Annotated in this window: 13 protein-coding genes; 1 reads left to right on the plus strand and 12 read right to left on the minus strand. The window is 71.8% G+C overall.

Annotated features, from left to right (window positions below; translation table 11 throughout):
- Positions 1–7: 7 nt before the first annotated feature.
- From AB0946_RS29320 to AB0946_RS29345, 6 genes are all read right to left on the minus strand, one after another.
- A complete protein-coding gene (locus tag AB0946_RS29320) occupies positions 8–1,600 on the minus strand; it encodes a cation acetate symporter (protein ID WP_366763671.1) in 1,593 nt (530 codons plus the stop codon).
- Positions 1,597–2,145, minus strand: a complete 549-nt coding sequence (locus AB0946_RS29325; RefSeq protein WP_366763672.1) for a DUF485 domain-containing protein — start codon at positions 2,143–2,145, stop codon at positions 1,597–1,599. Before AB0946_RS29325 ends, AB0946_RS29320 begins: the two co-directional genes overlap by 4 nt.
- A gap of 69 nt (positions 2,146–2,214) precedes the next feature.
- Positions 2,215–2,904 (minus strand): response regulator transcription factor, encoded by a 690-nt coding sequence (locus tag AB0946_RS29330; protein WP_366763673.1) that lies wholly within the window; start codon positions 2,902–2,904, stop codon positions 2,215–2,217.
- Positions 2,901–4,052, minus strand: a complete 1,152-nt coding sequence (locus AB0946_RS29335) for a histidine kinase (RefSeq protein WP_366763674.1) — start codon at positions 4,050–4,052, stop codon at positions 2,901–2,903. Before AB0946_RS29335 ends, AB0946_RS29330 begins: the two co-directional genes overlap by 4 nt.
- On the minus strand, positions 4,049–4,585 hold the full coding sequence (locus tag AB0946_RS29340; RefSeq protein WP_366763675.1) for a DUF1453 domain-containing protein: 537 nt from the start codon (positions 4,583–4,585) through the stop codon (positions 4,049–4,051). Before AB0946_RS29340 ends, AB0946_RS29335 begins: the two co-directional genes overlap by 4 nt.
- Positions 4,586–4,898: 313 nt before the next feature.
- Positions 4,899–7,022, minus strand: coding sequence for a DNA topoisomerase IV subunit B (locus AB0946_RS29345; protein ID WP_366763676.1), 2,124 nt, complete (start codon positions 7,020–7,022; stop codon positions 4,899–4,901).
- A 441-nt stretch (positions 7,023–7,463) separates the two neighbouring features.
- Here AB0946_RS29345 and AB0946_RS29350 point away from each other — a divergent pair, with 441 nt between their 5' ends.
- Positions 7,464–7,694 (plus strand): hypothetical protein, encoded by a 231-nt coding sequence (locus AB0946_RS29350; RefSeq protein WP_366763677.1) that lies wholly within the window; start codon positions 7,464–7,466, stop codon positions 7,692–7,694.
- Between the two features lie 99 nt (positions 7,695–7,793).
- On the opposite strand, the gene AB0946_RS29355 is transcribed toward AB0946_RS29350, so the two are convergent.
- The 6 genes from AB0946_RS29355 to AB0946_RS29380 form a co-directional block, all read right to left on the minus strand.
- A complete protein-coding gene (locus tag AB0946_RS29355) occupies positions 7,794–8,648 on the minus strand; it encodes a serine protease (RefSeq protein ID WP_366763678.1) in 855 nt (284 codons plus the stop codon).
- A 121-nt stretch (positions 8,649–8,769) separates the two neighbouring features.
- Positions 8,770–10,305 carry an RNA polymerase sigma factor gene (locus AB0946_RS29360; RefSeq protein WP_366763679.1) on the minus strand — a complete coding sequence of 512 codons (1,536 nt, stop codon included), beginning with the start codon at positions 10,303–10,305 and terminating at the stop codon, positions 8,770–8,772.
- 433 nt (positions 10,306–10,738) lie between these two features.
- Positions 10,739–11,626: a FadR/GntR family transcriptional regulator gene (locus AB0946_RS29365; protein WP_366763680.1), complete on the minus strand. Its 888-nt coding sequence runs from the start codon at positions 11,624–11,626 to the stop codon at positions 10,739–10,741.
- A 162-nt stretch (positions 11,627–11,788) separates the two neighbouring features.
- On the minus strand, positions 11,789–14,539 hold the full coding sequence (locus tag AB0946_RS29370; protein WP_366763710.1) for an ATP-binding cassette domain-containing protein: 2,751 nt from the start codon (positions 14,537–14,539) through the stop codon (positions 11,789–11,791).
- Between the two features lie 163 nt (positions 14,540–14,702).
- Entirely contained in the window at positions 14,703–15,461 is a 759-nt protein-coding gene (locus AB0946_RS29375; RefSeq protein WP_356336680.1) for an NUDIX hydrolase, read from the minus strand.
- Between the two features lie 152 nt (positions 15,462–15,613).
- Positions 15,614–17,527, minus strand: a complete 1,914-nt coding sequence (locus AB0946_RS29380) for a glycogen debranching N-terminal domain-containing protein (RefSeq protein ID WP_366763711.1) — start codon at positions 17,525–17,527, stop codon at positions 15,614–15,616.
- Positions 17,528–17,884: the final 357 nt, after the last annotated feature.

Genomic DNA, 17,884 nt, shown 5'->3' on the forward strand with positions numbered 1-17,884 from the left:
GGCCCGGCTACACGGCTCCGGCCCCGGTCAGCGAACGCACCTCCGTCTCGGCGTACTTGGCCTCGTCCGGAACCTCGTCCGAGGTCACCGTGCCCAGCCAGCCGGCGAGGAAGCCGAGCGGGATGGAGACGATGCCCGGGTTCTCCAGCGGGAAGTACTGGAAGTCGACGCCGGGGAAGAGGGATTCCGGGCTGCCGGACACCACCGGGGAGAGCAGCACCAGCCCGATCGCCGGGAGCAGCCCGCCGTACACCGCCCACACCGCGCCCCGCGTGGTGAAACCGCGCCAGAACAGCGAGTAGAGCAGGACAGGCAGGTTCGCCGAGGCGGCGACCGCGAAGGCGAGGCCGACGAGGAAGGCGACATTGAGATCGCGGGCCAGCAGGCCGAGTCCGATCGCCACCACACCGATGCCCACCGCCGCGCACCGGGCCACGGCCACCTCGCTGCGGGGCTTGCCGCTCCGGCGGCGCAGCGACGCGTACAGGTCGTGGGCCACCGAGGCCGAGGAGGCGAGCGTGATGCCCGCGACCACCGCGAGGATCGTGGCGAAGGCCACGGCGGCGACCACCGCGAACAGCACGGTGCCCCCGGTCGAGCCCGCTCCGCCGCCCAGGTCGAGGGCGAGGAGGGGCACCGCCGTGTTCCCGGCCGCGTTGGACCCGCGTACGGCCTGCGTTCCGACCACCGCCGCCGCCCCGAAGCCGAGGACGATCGTCATCAGGTAGAAGCCGCCGATCAGGCCGATGGACCACACCACCGAGCGGCGAGCGGCCCGCGCGGTCGGCACGGTGTAGAAGCGGGACAGGATGTGCGGCAGCCCGGCCGTGCCCAGCACCAGGGCGAGCCCCAGGCTGATGAAGTCCAGCCGGGAGTTCCAGTCCCCGCCGTACTTCAGCCCGGGCGCCAGGAACGCCCTGCCCTGGCCGCTGCGGTCCGCCGCCGTGAGCAGCAGCCGGTCGACGTCGCCGTGGAAGCGCAGCAGGACCAGGACGGTCAGCACGACCGTCCCGCTCAGCAGCAGGACCGCCTTCACGATCTGGATCCAGGTGGTGGCCCGCATCCCTCCCAGCGACACGTAGATCACCATGAGCGCGCCGACACCGATGACCGTCCATGCCTGGGCCGCACCGCTCGTGCGCCCCAGCAGCAACGCCACCAGACTGCCCGCGCCGACCATCTGCGCCACCAGGTACAGCACGGACACCGTGACCGAGGACGTTCCCGCGGCGATCCGCACCGGCCGCTCACTCATCCGGGCGGCCACCACGTCGGCCAGCGTGAACCGCCCGCAGTTGCGCACCAGTTCGGCCACCAGGAACAGGACGACCAGCCACGCCACGAGGAATCCCACCCCGTACAGCAGCCCGTCGTACCCGTACAGCGCGATGAGCCCGCTGATCCCCAGGAAGGAGGCCGCCGACATGTAGTCCCCGGCGATGGCAAAACCATTCTCCATCGGGGAGAACAACCGCCCGCCCGCGTAGAACTCCTCCGCCGAACCGTGCCGCCTGCGGCTCACCCACGTCGTGATCGCGAGAGTGACCGCCACGAACCCGCTGAACAGCAGCAGCGCCAGAGTCTGATGATCACCGGTCACGGCTTCCCTCCCTGCGCTCCACGGGCCAGTTCCTGGGTGTCCCAGCGCAACTCCAGTGCGGCCCGGTCCCGACGCAGCCGCGCGTGCCGGGCATACGCCCAGGTGAACAGGAACGTGGTGACGAACTGCCCGAGCCCCGCGAGCATCCCCACGTTCACCGCCCCCACCACCGGCCGGGCCATGAGTCCCGGCGCGCTCGTCGCGGCGACCACATAGGCCACGTACCACGCCAGGAAGGCCGTGACCCCGGGCACCACGAACCGCCGGTACCTGCCGCGCACCTCCTGGAACGCCTCGCTCCGCTGCACCTCGAGGTACACGTCGCGGGCGCGCGCCGCCGCCGCGCCGGGCTCGGCACGCGCGGGCGGCACGGCCGGCGCCGGCATGCCCGCGCCGTCCAGCTCCCCCCAGCCCGAGGCCGATGTGTCGTACCAAGGGTCCTCGTACGCCACGTCACGGGAGGACGTGCCGTCGTCTTCCTGGTTCCCGGCCGATCTCTCGGGACCGTCCCCGACTCCACGAGGACGACCGTTGCTTGACTGCATGCCCAAGGATGGACAGAACGGGTGGATCCCTGACTCTTCTTCCTCCGGCTCTTCACCCCATCAGGTGATTCACCCGGTCGGTGGCCGCACCAGCCCCTTGCCGTAGGCGTACCGCACGGCCTGCGCCCGGTCCTTCAGACCCGTCTTGGCGAAGAGGTTGTTGATGTGAGTCTTCACGGTCGCGGTCGACACATGCAGCCGGCGGGCGATCTCCTGATTGGTGAGCCCTTCGCCGATCAGCACCAGGACCTCGGTCTCGCGTGCGGTCAGCCCGTCGGGCGCCTCGTCGGCCGTGGGCACCGGCACGGGCTCGGCCTGCGACAGCCTCTCCAGCAACCGCCGCTGGACACTCGGCGACAGCCCCGCGTCCCCCGAGAGCACACTGTGCACGGCACGGACGATCTCGTCCCCGCCCGCGTCCTTGGTCAGGTAACCCCGGGCACCGGCCTTGAGCGCGGGGAACAGCGAGTCGTCGTCCGCGTAGGTGGTGAGCACCACGACCTGCGTGCCCGGGTACTGCTCCCGGATCCGCCGGGTGGCCTCCACGCCGTCGCAGCGGGGCATCCTGAGGTCCATCAGCACGACGTCCGGGGCCAGTTCCCCGACCAGCCGCACCGCCTCCTCCCCGTCTCCGGCCGCCCCGACGACCTCCACGCCGGGCAGCAGCCCGAGCAGCATCACGATGCCTTCGCGGACCACCGTCTGATCGTCGGCCACCACAACCCGCGCGGGTTTCCGCTCCCCTTCCGTCCGCGTCATACGGGCACCTTCAGTGTCACCACGAACCCCTCCTCGCCCGGCCCCGCGTCCAGCGAACCGCCAAGCAGTTCGGCGCGCTCACGCATGCCCAGCAGACCGTACCCGCCCCCGGAACCGTTCAGTTCGCCCCCTTCGCCGCCCGAGTCCCGCACGTCCAGCGTCACTTCGTGCTCGCTGTAGTCGAGCCGCACGGTCACCCTGGCGCCCTGCGCGTGCTTGCGGACGTTCGTCAGGGCTTCCTGGGCGACCCGTCGCACGGCCTGGGACGCCTCGGCCGGGAGGGATGTGCGTTCACCTGTGACGGTGACCTTGGCACCTTCGGCCGTGCTGACGAGTTCGGCCAGGAAGTCCTCCAGTGGGGTCAGCTCGCCCCGCAGCGCGGACAGCGCCTGCCGGGTCTCGGCGAGGCCGTCGCGGGCCATGCCCCGGGCGGCCACCACCCGCTCCAGGATCCGCTCGCGATCCGCGCCGCTCTCGATCAGCAGCCGGGCCGCCTCCAGGTGCACGAGCTGGGCGGAAAGGCTGTGCGCCAGCACGTCGTGGATCTCCCGTGCGATGCGGGCACGCTCGGCCAGTGCCGCGGACTCGGCCTCGGCCGCGCGGGCGGCGCGCTCCTGGGCGAGGAGCCGCTGCGCACTGCCGCGGGCTTCCGCGTCCAGCCGCAGCACGTACCCGGCGAGGGCCATGCCGGCCACGGTGGCGGCCGTGGTCAGCCAGACGTCGTTGTTGAACGCGGAGTACGAGGCCAGCGCCACGGACGCGACGGGGACCGCGGCCCCCAGCGGCAGCCGCTCCAGCGCGCTGACTCCGCAGCCGCACCAGATCACGAGGGCCGGCCCGGTGAATCCCGTGGCCTCCGCGGCGACCGCGATGCCCAGGAGCACGCCGATGAGCGCGAGGGAGGGCACCAGCCGGTGCGCGTAGGTGGTCCGGAAGAAGGCCCAGGAGACGAGGCCGGCGAGGAGGACCGCCGCCGCTGCCGCGAGTGCTTCCCAGAGACCGACGTGCCTCTGGCTGAAGGCACCCCACAGGAGCACGGCCAGCACGACCAGCCGGACGGCCCAGGCCAGCATGCGCCGGGGGCGGGTGGTTCCCGAGCGGCCGAGCGCTTCTCGTGAGGGCCAGCGTGTCCAGGCGTTCTCCGTCACACGCGCTCCTTCCACGCCGACCGCTCGTCGTCACCGTACGCCGGAGCGGGACGGCTCGGGGCGGGGCGGCTCGGGGCGCCGAGGGACTGGGCCCGCCAGGCCAGGATTCCGCCGCGCACCAGCAGGGTTCCGGCGAGGCCGAGCATCAGCGCGGAGCTGTCCTGGTGCACGCCGAGAGCGGAGCCGAGGGCGAAGACCCCGGCTCGCAGGGCTATGCCCACCACCCACACGGCGCCGCTCGCCTTGCTGCTCCTGGTCCACACGACGCCGTCCGGCGCGGTCCAGATACGGGTGGTCCAGCCCCAGCCGACGCCGGTGACCAGGCCGATGAACAGCTCCACCACGAGCAGTACGGCGGATTCGGCCCGGTGGTGGGCGTCGAGGATGCCGGGCTCGCGCAGTGCGACGACGGCCAGGATCACGGGTAGCAGCCACCAGCGCCGGTCCGTGCCGATCGCCCGGGCGCGGAACTGCCGCGCGATCACTATGGCGACCACGGCAACGATCACCAGTACGTTGACGACCCCGGGCATCTGGACCTCCGTGAGCGAGAGGACGGTGCCGGAAGCGAGTGCTGCCGACGCCTTCGAAGCTACGGAAGTCCGCAGGCCAGGGGATCGGAGCCGGGGTGGATCACGGGTGGAACCCGAAATCGGCCCGCCTCCACCCAGGGGTGGAGAGACCTGGGGACGGACGGGGGTGGCTGTAAGGGGCGGGCGGGGGTGAGCCCGGGTGATCGGGATCGCCCCGGACACACCGAACGCCCCGCCCCGAAGAAGCCCTCACCTCCGGGCGACAACCCCCGTCGGCCGCCCCCGCCCCGTCCGCCAGAGCCCGGCGCAGCGGCTACGCGTCGATACGTGACCGGTCCAGCGTCGCCGCCGAGCTGGAGATGAACTCCTTGCGGGGTGCGACGTCGTTGCCCATCAGCAGGTCGAAGACCTGCTCGGCGGCCTCCAGGTCGGAGAGGTTGATGCGGCGCAGGGTGCGGTGGCGCGGGTCCATCGTGGTCTCGGCCAGCTGGTCCGCGTCCATCTCGCCCAGACCCTTGTAGCGCTGGATGGAGTCCTTGTACCGGATGCCCTTGCTCTGGAACTCCATGAGCTTGTCGCGCAGCTCGCGGTCGGAGTACGTGTAGACGTACTTCTCCTGCCCCTTCTTCGGCTGGATCAGCTCGATGCGGTGCAGCGGCGGCACGGCGGCGAAGACCCGGCCGGCCTCGACCATGGGCCGCATGTAGCGCTGGAACAGCGTGAGCAGCAGGCAGCGGATGTGCGAACCGTCCACATCGGCGTCGGTCATCATGATGATCTTGCCGTAGCGGGCCTGGTCGATGTCGAAGGTGCGGCCCGAGCCCGCTCCTATGACCTGGATGATCGCGCCGCACTCGGCGTTCTTGAGCATGTCGGTGACCGACGACCGCTGCACGTTGAGGATCTTGCCGCGGATCGGCAGCAGGGCCTGGAACTCGGAGTTCCGCGCCAGCTTGGCCGTGCCGAGCGCGGAGTCTCCCTCGACGATGAACAGCTCGCTGCGGTCGACGTCGTCGCTGCGGCAGTCGGCGAGCTTGGCCGGCAGGGAGGAGGACTCCAGGGCCGTCTTGCGGCGCTGGGCGTCCTTGTGCTGGCGGGCCGCTACCCGGGTGCGGGCGGCTGCGACCACCTTCTCCATGACCACCCGGGCCTGGGCGGCCGCGTCGCGCTTGGTGGCCGTGAGGAACGCCTTCAGCTCCTTGCTGATCACGCTGTTCACGATGCGGCGGGCCGCCGAGGTGCCGAGGACCTCCTTGGTCTGTCCCTCGAACTGCGGCTCGGCCAGCCGGACGGTGACGACGGCGGTGAGGCCCTCCAGGGCGTCGTCCTTGACGATGTTGTCCTCGGCCACGCGCAGCAGCTTCTTCGCACGCAGCACATCGTTCATCGTCTGGGTGAGGGCCTGCTCGAACCCGGCGACGTGGGTGCCGCCCTTGGGGGTGGCGATGATGTTGACGAACGACCTGACGGTCGTGTCGTAGCCCGTGCCCCACCGCAGCGCGACGTCGACGCCCAGCTCACGGGTGACCTCGGTGGGGGTCATCTGACCGTGGTCGTCCAGAACCGGGACGGTCTCCTTGAAGGTGCCCCTGCCCGAGAAGCGGAGGACGTCGCAGATCGCCTTGTCGTTCGCCAGGTACTCGCAGAACTCGCTGATACCGCCGTCGAAGCGGAACGACTCCTCGCCCTTGCTGCCGCCCTCGCCGAGGCCGAACTCGTCGCGGACGACGATGGTCAGGCCGGGCACCAGGAAGGCAGTCTGCCGGGCACGCTGGTGCAGGTTCTCCAGGGACAGCTTGGCGTCCTTGGGGAAGATCTGCCGGTCGGCCCAGTACCGCACACGCGTGCCGGTGCGCGTCTTGGGGATCTTCTTGGCCTTGCGCAGACCGCTCTTGGCCTCGAACTTCGCGTCGGCGCCCTCGGCGGCGAAGGCTCCGGGCACGCCACGCCGGAAGCTGATGGCGTGCGTCTGGCCGCCACGGTCCACTTCGACGTCGAGGCGGGCCGAGAGGGCGTTGACCACGGAGGCACCGACGCCGTGCAGACCGCCGGAGGCCGCGTAGGAGCCGCCCCCGAACTTGCCGCCGGCGTGCAGCTTGGTCATGACGACCTCGACGCCGGACAGGCCGGTCTTCGGTTCCACGTCCACGGGGATGCCGCGGCCGTTGTCGCGCACCTCGACGGAGCCGTCGTCGTGGAGGATCACCTCGATGTGGTCGCAGTAGCCGCCGAGGGCCTCGTCCACCGAGTTGTCGATGATCTCCCAGAGGCAGTGCATCAGACCGCGGCTGTCGGTCGAGCCGATGTACATGCCGGGGCGCTTGCGCACGGCCTCGAGACCCTCGAGGACGAGCAGGTGCCGCGCGGTGTAGTTGGAACCGTCCCGGTCTGCTCCTGCCAGCAGCGCTGTGGACGGCACGGACGTATCGGCGGTCACGCGGTTCGCTCCTCGCTGAATTTCAGATGGCCCCCTTTTGGGTAAGGGGGCGGCTTCGGTCGCCGCACAGAGGGTACCGAGCCCTGGTAGAGCCGGTGTAACGCCACCCTCGTCGGCAACTCACACTAGTCCAGGCTCGTATGCCTGTTCGATCCTTCGTAGGAGTGAAGCACACATCACGTTCCCTTCGAGGCATGAACCATTTAGGCTCCGGGCACGTCCTCATGAACAACCGGCAACCCGGCCGGGAGGACCGAGACAGCAAGACAGCGCGAACCCGTACGCATACAAGAGACGCAATACGGCACATTCGCCGCCAACCGGCAGCAGACAGCCGCCCCGGAAAGATTTTTTCGAGGAAAAGCCACGAGCGGGAACGTTTTCGGGCTGGTTGGATGTTGACCCTGGTACGACAGCTCGTCGAGCTAGAGAAGAGGCGACGTGACTACTGTTCTGACCCCCGCGAGCCCGTTGACGGCCGCCGATCGCTGCGACCGCTGCGGCGCCCAGGCATACCTGCGCGTCGTCTTGCTCAGCGGCGGAGAACTGCTCTTCTGCGCCCACCACGGGCGCAAGTTCGAGCCGGAACTCAAGAAGATCGCCGCTGAGATACAGGACGAGACGGAGCGGCTGACGTCCGTTGGGAACACCGCTTCCGACGAAGAGCGCTGAATCTCGCACCACGACGAGCCAGCCCCGGCACAGGCCGGTGAACGGGCGGCCGCTCCTCCCCTGGAGCGGCCGCCCGTGCTCATGCCCGTCGGCGCGCGCTCAGGAGCGCCCGGAAGGCGGGGCGCCGTCGGCCGCCCGCAGCGCTCGTACGATCTCGGAGACGCGTGTGTAGACGCCGGGAAGGCCCGGCCGTCCGCAGCCGCTCCCCCATGACACGAGGCCGATCAGCCGTCCCCGGGCCACCAGAGGGCCTCCACTGTCCCCCTGGCAGGCGTCGGGGCCTCCGGCGGGCTCACCGGCGCAGAGCATGGTCGTGGCCCGGTAGGAGCCGTCTGGGCCGCCCGGAAAGGCACGAGCACACGTCTCGTCGGGCAGTACGCCTACGCGTGCGGCATGGAGCCGGTGCGGATAGGACCCCGCGCCGGTCGTGTCCCCCCATCCGGACACCAGGGCCTGCGTGCCCGGCGTGTAGGCCGGATCGCCCGTGTCCGCCATGGCGACGACCGCGCTCTGCGGCAGCGGTCCGGCGAGCCCCAGGACCGCGAAGTCCCCGGAATGGGTCGTGGCGTCGTAGGCGGGATTGAACCGGATCTCCCGTACGGCGATCTCGGCGCCCTGCTGCGACAGCAGGTCGGTACGGCCCGCGATGACCTTGAGGTCGCGCAGCCGGTTCGGCGGTGATCCGAGGGCCTCGTCGGACAGACAGTGGGCCGCGGTGACGACGGTGGTGCGCCCGACGGCCACAGCGCCGCAGAACTGGCCCGCCCGGGTACCTCCGAACCGGTCACGGCTGGCCAGCGCCACCGTCCACGGAGCCTGGGAGACGTCGATCGGGAACCCCCCGACCACTACGCTGTCGGCGCCGGCGGGAGCCGCGCTCATCAGGGGTATCGCGGTCACCGTGGCCGCCAGGGCCAGCGGCCGGATCAGTGCCCGGACAACGGAACGGCGCATGCATGCTCCTCACTCTGGGTCCTGCTGGGACACCCAGAGTCGTCCAGGCCATGCAGGCGCGCAGCGCGAAGGCCCGGCTCCCGCGAGGGGAACCGGGCCTTCGCCGTCGTACGACCGCGACCTAGTCGAGGTAGTCGCGCAGCACCTGCGAACGCGACGGGTGGCGCAGCTTCGACATGGTCTTGGACTCGATCTGGCGGATCCGCTCACGCGTCACGCCGTACACCTTGCCGATCTCGTCGAGGGTCTTCGGCTGACCGTCGGTGAGACCGAAGCGCATGGAGACGACGCCCGCCTCGCGCTCGGACAGAGTGTCCAGGACGGAGTGCAACTGCTCCTGCAGGAGCGTAAAGCTGACCGCGTCGGCCGGGACGACGGCCTCGGAGTCCTCGATGAGGTCACCGAACTCGCTGTCGCCGTCCTCGCCCAGCGGGGTGTGCAGCGAGATGGGCTCACGGCCGTACTTCTGGACCTCGATGACCTTCTCCGGGGTCATGTCGAGTTCCTTGGCCAGCTCCTCCGGGGTGGGCTCGCGGCCCAGGTCCTGGAGCATCTGGCGCTGCACACGCGCGAGCTTGTTGATGACCTCGACCATGTGCACCGGGATACGGATGGTACGGGCCTGGTCGGCCATGGCGCGGGTGATCGCCTGCCGGATCCACCAGGTGGCGTACGTGGAGAACTTGTAGCCCTTGGTGTAGTCGAACTTCTCGACCGCGCGGATCAGACCCAGGTTGCCCTCCTGGATGAGGTCCAGGAAGAGCATGCCGCGGCCGGTGTAACGCTTGGCCAGGGAGACCACGAGACGGAGGTTGGCCTCCAGCAGGTGGTTCTTGGCGCGGCGGCCGTCCTCGGCGATGATCTCCAGCTCGCGCTTGAGCTTCGGGGCGAGCTTGTCGGCGTTCGCCAGCTTGTCCTCGGCGAACAGGCCGGCCTCGATGCGCTTGGCCAGCTCGACCTCCTGCTCGGCGTTGAGCAGGGGGACCTTGCCGATCTGCTTCAGGTAGTCCTTGACCGGGTCGGCGGTGGCGCCGGCCGCGGCGACCTGCTGCGCGGGCGCGTCGTCCTCGTCCTCGTCGGACAGGACGAAGCCGGCGCTCTCGGCGCCCTCGGGCTCGTCGGCGACCTTGGTGTCCTCGAGAACCTCGTCCTCGAGAAGCTCGACGTCGTCCTTCTTGGCGGTGGTCTTCTTGGCGGCCGTCTTCTTGGCGACGGCCTTCTTCGCGACCGCCTTCTTGGCGGTCACCTTCTTGGCGGCGGCCTTCTTGGTGGGTGCGGCGTCGTCGGCGGAGTCTGCCGCGGCCGGGGCGGCGGGCGCCGCGGGGGCGGCCGTGGTCGCGGTGCGGGTGGTCACCGTCTTCGCCGCGACCGTCTTGGTGGCGGTGCGCTTGGCGGGGCTCTTCGCTGCGACGCTCTTGCGGGTGCGCTTGGGCTCTGCGGCACTGACCATCAGCGTCACACCCTCTTCCTCAAGGATCTGGTTGAGGCTGCGCAGTACGTTCTTCCACTGAGTGGCCGGAATCTGGTCAGCTTCGAAGGCCCGACGCACATCGTCGCCGGCGATCTGCCCCTCAGCCTTTCCCCGCTCAATGAGAGCCATGACAGAGACGGACTCGGCGATCTCCGGCGGGAGCGTACGGGATGTGCTGGCCGACACGAACAACCTCTCGGAACGTTGGAAAACGGCTTCCGGCACTGTCCACTGCGGACAGGAGCCGACCACCGGCCTGGGGATGGGCCGACGGCGCGGGCGGGGGCCGGGAAGATGCACAGCGCCTGGTTCGGCGTCCGTATTCCCTCCGCGGCTGTCACCTCTTAGGTCATCGCGCTGTCTCCACGAGCGTTACGCCCAATCTGCGTGGCCCGAGTCACACCCCGTAAGCGGTCAAAGGCGGTCAGACATGTGCAAATGAGATCACCTTTGACCTTCGACCGGCCGCATCCGCGACCAGGGCTTCCCGTCACCGCCGGACCCGGCCGGACCCCGCAGGTCCGGCCGGGTCCGGCGGCGGCCGGTACCCGGGCCTGGTGCCGCCACGAGTACCACGAGAGCGCCGCACACCGGCGACCGCACCGCGTTCCTCGCGAGGTCAGTGCTCGCGCGGGGCGGGCACCACGCGCTCCACTTCGGGGTGGACGGTGAGGAGCTGGCGCATGGCGCTCTCCGCCGCCGTGCCGTCGCCGGTGCCGAGCGCGTCGACGATCCGCGCGTGCTGAGCGAGGGACGCCTCGTTCGGCCTGTCACAGCCGGTGACCGGGCCGCCGGAGACCTGGAGCGCCGCCGAGACGATGCCGGATAGGTGCTCCAGCATGCGATTGCCCGCGATCTGGATCAGCAACGAGTGGAACTCCGTGTCGGCGCGCGAGTAGGTGAGCGCGTCGCCCTGGGCCAGCGCGTGGCTCATGATCTCTACCATGTCGCAGAGGCGCTGCTGCACCTCCTCGCGCCCGTGCCCGGCGGCGAGACGGGCGGCGAGCGGCTCGATCGTCCACCGCAGCTCGCTCAGTTCCCGTCGCTGGTCGTCGCGCTGCGGCCCGAAGGCCCGCCACTCGATGATGTCCGGGTCGAGAAGATTCCAGTCGCTGACGGGACGCACGCGCGTACCGACGTTGGGGCGGGCGCTGACCAGGCCCTTGGCCTCCAGGACCCGGAGGGACTCGCGGACGACGGTGCGGGAGACCTCGAAGCGCTGGCCGATCTCCTCCGGCACCAGCGGGCGGTCGGCGCCCAGGTCGCCGGAGACGATCATCTGTCCCAGCTGCTGGACGAGTTGGCCGTGCAGTCCGCGTCCACGGCTGCCCGAGGTCCTTCTGCCGACACGGCCCAGATCGGGATCCCCGCCGTCCCAGGCAGGTGCGCCGACGCGGTCGGTCACCGGCGCCTCGGCGTAGGGGTAGCGGTCGAGTTCGCCCGGGCCGGCCAGACCTGAGTCTGAGGAGCGGGCGGCGGTCATCATGGTGTGCGCAAGGGTACTCACGGATCCTTTGTCGGCGTCGCTTTCAACTCCCTTGAGGGCTTTGGTGAAAAGCACACGAAAGGGTGATCGCTCACGGCGTCGCAATTGACGCCTTATCGAAAAGAAACGGGCTCACTTCGGGGAGTTGTGTACACAGCGAGAACGGAAGCGTACGGACAGTTGTCATCGGAACCGAGTGCGCAGCGCGGTGAACAGGTACGCGCCGAGCAGTGCCGCCAGCGACAACGCCAGCGCGCTCCCGACGGGTTGGGCGAGGAGCCGCGCGACCGCGGCCAGGTACCGCTCTCCGCCGAAGGGCCACTGCAGCAGGTAGACCTCGCGCATCCGCACCGGGAAGCCTGCCGCCATCCGTACGGCCGGGCCCCGTAGCGCCGCGTGCACGAGGGGCACCACGAGGACGGGCACGGCGAGGACGGCGGCCAGTCCGCCCGTCGTGGACCGGAACACACCGGCCGCCAGCACACCGGCCCAGGCGCAACCGACGACCAGCCCGAACCAACTCGCGGTCAGCGAAAGCCAGTCCGCGGGAACTCGTGTCAGCTCCCGTCCGTAGACGATGTAGAGCGCTTCGGCGTCGCAGCCCACGGTGAGGAAGGCGAGCAGCACCGCGGTGGCTCCGGAGACGATCAGTTTCGCGGTGAGCAGTCCCAGCCGGCGGGGGACGGTGCCGCGGTCCGCCGCCAGGGCGGGGTGGCGGAACTCGTCCCCGTAGGCCAGCGCACCGAGCAGTCCCGCCGCGAGCGCCGCGGGCGGCAGCGGCAGCTCTCGCGGCCACGCGGCGAACAGCCGCGCCTGCGGGGTGTGACCGAGCCGCGCCAGGAGTACGGCGATGAGCGCGGACACCACCAGTACGGCACCGCAGACGAGGAAGCCGGTGCCGATTCCGCCGGCGCGCCGGATCTCGTAGCGCAGGGGGCGCAGAGGACTGCGGGCGGGGCGGACCGAGATGGGGGGCGGGAGAGGGGAGAGGGCGGGGACGGGACGGGCACCGTCGGTCCGGGCGGTGCGGCCGGTCTGCTGCCGGGCGCCCGGGTTCCTGGCCCCGGGCAGGAGGGTGCGGGGGCCGGCGAGGGTCGTCGTGGATGCGCGGGTGCTTCCGGGTTGCGGTTCGGAAGCCGTGGTGACCGCGCCGGAGCCGGAGTCCGGGGTGGCCGCCGGGTCGGCGGACCGCCCCCCGGTGGCCCTGGCGGGCGCAGCACCGGCGTCGGCACCGGCCGTCTTCTTCCCGCCGGATGCGGTGACTTCGCCGTGGCCGTCGCCGCCGTCGACAGCTGTACCGGCCGACGACGCGGCGTGCGTCGTAGACCCGGGGGCGATCAGTGGACGCTCCGCCGCGCCGTCTTGATCGAAGTCGTGGCCCGGTGCGGTCCGCTCACCGTCGGCGGTCCGCCCGCGTTCCCGCGCCGCGAGCCCGGGCGTCAACCAGTCTTCGCCGCCCTGGGAGAAGCCGCCCGCGGGCCGCTCAGGCTCAGGTGCGGGCGGATCGAGGGTGCGCTCGGGCTGTTCCGGAGTCTGCCCGCCGACGGTCGCGTCGGCCGAGGAGTGGCCCGGCGCGGCGGCGCCCGGACGGGGCGCGGACCGCTCGGGGGTCTTCGCGCGGGATTCGGCCGTGGCCGCACCGGTCATCGGAGCGCGTGACTCCCCCGGCGGCTGCATGCGGCGCGAGTCCACGGCGTGAAGGGCAGAGGTCGTGGGTTCCTCGGACGCCGGCCTTGCGCGTTCCGGCGCCGTCGGCGGCTCGTCCGCGGTGCCGCTCGCGTCCCGCGGTGAGTCGCCGAGCGCGGCCGAGCCGGGCTCCGGTGGGGAGTGCTGGGCGGACTGCGACGCCGGGCGGCCCGACACGGTGCGTCGGCGACGCGCCCACGAAGGGCCCGCCGGGGCCTGCTCAGGTTCCTCGGACCGGGTGCCGGGTGGCGCCGGCTGCGATGTCGCCGGGCTGTGGCCCTGCCGGGTCTCCCGGTCTGCCGGCACCGAGTCCGGGACCACCGGGAGGGGCTCGGTGGACCACGCCCCTGCGTCGCACTCGGCACCGGCTCCCGGCCCCATGTCGCCCACTTCGTCGGCCAGTTGGTGCACGAGGATGCCGTTGCGGAACGCGATCTCGCCGACGTCGGCGGTCGTGGTGCCGTACACCGACAGGCGGTTGCCGCCCTCGCGTACGACCTCGACGGAGCGGCGAGTGGTGCGCGCGTCCTTGGCGAGCAGGGCCGCGAGACGCACGGCGTGCGGGCTGCGCACGGCCACGCGGGGGCGTAGCCGGGTGCGGGCGAACGCCCTCGCCTCCTGGTCCGCGACGACTCTCCCGGCGTCGAGCGTGACCACCCGGTCGGCACTCCGCGCGGCCTCCTTGGTGTCGGCCGTGGTGAAGAGCACCGTGCCGCCCTGGGCGGCGTGGGCCCGCAGCATGCTGTGCAGCCACTGGGCCTCACGGGCGGGGAGACCGTCGGCGGGTTCGTCCAGGACGAGCGTGTGCGGGTCGGGCAGCAGGGCGCAGGCCAGGCCGACTCTGCGGTCCACGCCGCGCGACAGCGTGCCGAGGCGCTCCTCGCGGAGGCTGACGAGACCGACCACTTCGAGGACCTCGTCGGCCCGCCGCGCGGGAACTCCCGCCGCCGCGCACAGCATGCGCAGATGGCCGCGGACCGTGCGGGACGGGTGGCCCGGCACATCACCGAGGAGTACGCCGACCTCCTGTGACGGGTGCGCGATCCGGTGCAGGGGCCGCCCCCTGAAGTACGTGATTCCGCGCCCGGGTTGGAGCTCAAGCATGAGTCTGAGCGCCGTCGTCTTGCCCGCACCCGCGGCCCCGAGGAGCGCGGTGACATGCCCGGCGCGCGCTTCGAAGGAAACGTCGTCGACGGCGGGCGGATGCGCCTTGCGGGGGTTGCTGGTCAGTCCGAAGGCCTGGATCACCTGCAGCAAGATAGCGCTATATGTCCAGTTTTCCCGGTATAAGGCGACTTGCGAAAACATGCCGCGTGGTCTAGGCCCGATCTTGTCCGCCGTTCGATGGACCCGGGGCTCGGTACGGCGGCCCGGTGCGCCGGTCGTCCAGACGGGCCTGCGGCCCCTGGTCTCAGACCTCGGGGCGCAGCATCGGCGGGTTGAGCAGGGTGGCACCGCCGGCTCGGAAGAGCTGGGCGGGCCTGCCGCCCTGGCGCGTGGTCGTACCCCCGGTGGGGACGAGGAATCCGGGTGTTCCGGTGACCTTGCGGTGGAAGTTGCGCGGGTCGAGGGCCACACCCCACACCGCCTCGTACACCCGGCGCAGCTCTCCGACGGTGAACTCGGGCGGGCAGAAGGCGGTGGCCAGCGACGAGTACTCGATCTTGGAGCGGGCGCGTTCCACTCCGTCGGCGAGGATCTGCGCGTGGTCGAAGGCGAGTGGTGCCACGGGTTCGCCGTCGCGGCCATAGCCACCCTGCTGGAGCAGTTCCTCGACCGGGGCCCAGCGCGCGTTGCTCGCGTCGCCGCCGGCACGCGGCGCGGGCAGGTCGGGCGCGAGCGCGAGGTGCGCGACACTGACCACACGCATGCGCGGGTCCCGCTTGGGATCACCGTAGGTGGCGAGCTGCTCCAGGTGGGCTCCGTTGTCCTGGGCCGGGGCCGAGGGGTCGTGAGCGCACAGCCCGGTCTCCTCGGCCAGCTCACGCGCCGCCGCCTGGGACAGATCCTCGTCGGCCCGTACGAAGCCGCCGGGCAGCGCCCAGCGCCCCTGGAACGGGGGCTCGCCCCTGCGTACCGCCAGCGCGCACAGGGAATGGCGGCGCACGGTCAGCACGACGAGATCCACGGTGACGGCGAAGGGCGGAAAGGCTGACGGGTCGTAGGGCATGCCGCGATCATAGTCGTCTGCCTGACGATAAACACTCCCTTCGCCCGTCGCCCGGGCGGTGATTCCGCTTCTCTTCCGTCCGGGGTGCCGAACCGGCTCTCCGCCTGTCCGGCCAGTGCTGTCGCACGAGGTCAGGGCCTGTTCCGCGGGGGTCATACGCCCAGTTGCAGGCCGTCTGCCGCCTCCTCCACCATGGCCAGTCCGAGGCGGCTGATCCGCACGGCGAAAGGGGCGCCCGCGACACGGAGACCGTGGAGTCCGACTTCGCCGAGCGGGGCGCTGTGGACGGGGCGCAGGGTCACCGTGCGGGCGGGGGCGTCGGGCCGGATCCCGGCGAGGGCCGTGAGCAGCAGGACCACGGAGGCCGCCGCGGTGGCCGCCGGACGGCAGGCGGCGGGGTGCGGGAGGGGCGCGGTGCCGGCGGAGCGCTGTTCGCCGGCGAACATCTCGGGCAGGCGGTGACCGAAGTGTTCCGCCGCGTCCAGCAGCCCGTTCAGCAGTCCGGCCGCCTCCTTCTCGTATCCGGCCGCCGCGAGCCCGGCGACCGCGAGTGCCGTCTCCTGGACGCGTACGGCTCCGGTCCGGTGGCCGAACGGATTGTGTCCCGCCTCCTGGGTGCCGAGGCCGCGCAGTCCCCAGCCCGTGTCCATGGCGGGGGCGCCGAGCAGTCGGGCGAGGTGTGCGGTGTGCACCTTGTCGAGCAGGCCCGGGGCCACTATGCCGCCGCCGAGGAGCCCGGTGTCGAGCAGGTGGACGGCGGTGGCGGCCAGGTGGGGCACGGGCCGGTCATCCGCTGCCAGGGCCATGGCCGGGCGTCCGCCGCCGCGGTCCTCCACCCAGAAGTCGGCCCGGAAGGCGGACCGCAGGGTCTGGGCCCACTGGCGCAGTTCCGTGGCGCCCGGTCTGCCGTAGGCGTCGAGAAGGTCGGCACCGAGCAGGGCGGCACGGTGCGCATGGGCCTGGGTCTCGCAGCGGGCCGCCCCTGTGGGATGCGGATCGCGGAGGTACGTGCCGTCGCGGACGGTGGTCCGCAGCCAGGTCAGGCAGCGCTCGGCCGCGGGGAGCAGTTCCTGTGTCTCCTGATCGGGCAGCCCCCAGCGGCGGGCCTCGGCGAGCAGGACGGGGAAGAGCAGTGTGGCCTCCGTTCCGGTGCAACTCGGCGGGAGATGCGGGCCGGCGTCGCGACGCGGGCCGGGGATCATGCCGGCCCGGGGGCCCGGCCCCGGGAGCTGCGTACGGGCCAGGGTGCGCAGGGTGCCCGCGGCGAGCCGGGTACCCAGGGGCAGCGTCATGCGGGCCGCGGTGAGCGCCTCGGCCGGGGCCATCCCGCAGCGCCAGGGGGCGCCCGCCGCGAGGTAGGTGTCGGCGGGGTGCGCGGGATCACGCAGGAGCAGTGCCCGCAGATCAGCGACGGCCGAGTGGAGCAGCGGGCCCACCCGGTGGTCGTCGCCGGCCGCCCGGGCGAGGGCAAGAGGGCCGGCGGCGTGTCCCGCGGCCCGCAGGGGGCCGGCGCCCTCGGGCCGTACCCGCAGTTCCACGGTTGCCGTCCCGCCCGGTGGCAGTTCCAGCTCCCAGCGCAGCAGTCCTGCGGACGCCAGGGCGTCGGCGGGCGGCGGGTCCGGGGTGACGCAGGCGGCGGCGCCGTCCCTGGCCCAGCGCAGGCCCGAGTCGTGGACGCTGGCCGGGAGTTCGGGGCCCGCCGCCCCGGCGGCGATGGCGGCGAGTTCCGCCAGGTCGGTGCCGAGGGCGACCTCGACGGGCAGGCGCAGCGGACGCGGGGCCGCGCTGCGCAAGGTGATCTGTTCGGTCCCGTCGGCGTGGCGTGTCCGTTCGACGACGACGTCGGGATCGGGGCCGGTGGCCGCGGCGGTGCGCAGCGTCCCCACGAAGCGGGCGCTGTCGGCTCCGGTCATCCAGGCCTGCACCGGCAGCGGTTCACGGCCTGCCACGCGGACCTGGCACCGGGACAGCAGCCGTCTGCCGCCCCGGTAGATCCCGTCCAGTCCCCGCCCGGCCAACTGTCCCGACTCGCCGCAGATGGCAAGGCCGGGCAGGGCCAGGCACATCAGGGCGGTGTGCGTGGGCGGCAACTCCGGCACCGGGTGACTGACCGGAGGTGTGCGCCGCGGCGGCGCAGCCGCGGTGAGACCGCGGGACCGGGCCGTGACGGCGGGCAGAGGGCCGCCCTGGGGGGCCGGGGCGAGGGTGTGGACGTCCGCACGGGAGGCCGGTCGAAAGCCGCCCGCCTTCGGTGTGCGGGGGCCTGTGACGTCCGTCAGGAACGGCTCGGACCTGCTCCGGGGCGGACGTTCGCCGGCGGCGGAGGGCGGAGTCGGCTGCTGGTGCATGGGCTGGCTTCTTCTGCGCTCGGTGTGCCTCGGACGTGCTGGGCGGCCAATGGGCCGCCCCGGAGGACAGGGGAG

Source organism: Streptomyces sp. NPDC046870 (genome assembly GCF_040704595.1).
GTDB classification, from domain to species: Bacteria; Actinomycetota; Actinomycetes; order Streptomycetales; family Streptomycetaceae; genus Streptomyces; species Streptomyces argyrophylli.